Annotated in this window: 1 protein-coding gene; it reads left to right on the forward strand. The window is 47.3% G+C overall.

Annotated features, from left to right (window positions below; translation table 11 throughout):
• Positions 1–181: 181 nt before the first annotated feature.
• Positions 182–1,086 (forward strand): TGS domain-containing protein (locus B7Y67_RS19065; RefSeq protein WP_293599975.1); only part of this gene is annotated, 905 nt, incomplete at its 3' end.

The raw sequence follows: 1,086 nt of genomic DNA on the forward strand, positions 1-1,086 counted from the left end.
GCTCAGCTGGTTAGAGCACCACCTTGACATGGTGGGGGTCGTTGGTTCGAGTCCAATCGAGCCTACCAACGAATAAAGACCCAAAAGTGCGCGGTTGCCCAAAAGCTTCCGCGCTTTCTTTTTGGTGGATGTTGTGAAGTACATCAGTCAATTGGCTGAATCTTAATAAGATGGAGTGGTCATGCTTGTAGTTACTCTGCCAGATGGATCTAAACGTGAGTTTGAAGCTCCCGTTCGCGTTATTGATGTTGCCCAAAGCATTGGTAGCGGTCTTGCCAAAGCCGCTCTTGGTGGCATAGTCGATGGAAAAATGGTTGATGCCAGCTTTGTGATCGATAAAGATAGTCAGCTTGCCATCGTCACAGATAAAAGCCCGGAGGCTCTGGAAATTGTGCGTCACTCTACAGCACACTTACTTGCTTATGCCGTTAAGGAACTCTTCCCAGAGGCACAGGTCACTATTGGTCCCGTCATTGAAAACGGTTTCTATTACGACTTCTCTTTTCATCGCCCGTTCACACCAGAAGATTTGGTGGCAATTGAAAAGAAAATGGCTGAGTTGGCTAAAAAAGATGAGCCAGTGATTCGCACAGTGATGCCTCGTGATGAAGCGGTGAAGTTTTTTAAAGACCAAGGCGAAAACTACAAAGCGGAAATCATTGCAAGTATTCCGCAGGGCGAAGATGTGTCTTTGTATGCCGAAGGGAAGTTCACCGACTTATGTCGTGGACCGCACGTGCCGTCTACTGGCAAGCTCAAGGTATTTAAGCTCCTGAGTGTTGCTGGTGCTTACTGGCGTGGCGATAGTAAGAATGAAATGTTGCAACGGATCTACGGTACTGCCTGGTTGAAAAAAGAAGATCAAGATGCGCATTTGCATATGCTTGAAGAGGCTGAGAAGCGTGACCACCGTCGCCTTGGTAAGTTCTTAGACTTATTCCACTTCCAGCCTGAAGCGCCTGGTTTAATTTTCTGGCATCCAAAAGGCTGGTCAATTTGGCAAGAAGTTGAGCAATACATGCGTCGCGTTTATCAGCGCGAAGGTTATCAAGAGGTGAAGGCTCCACAAATTCTCGATCGCGGATT

This window comes from Polynucleobacter sp. 35-46-11, assembly GCF_002281105.1.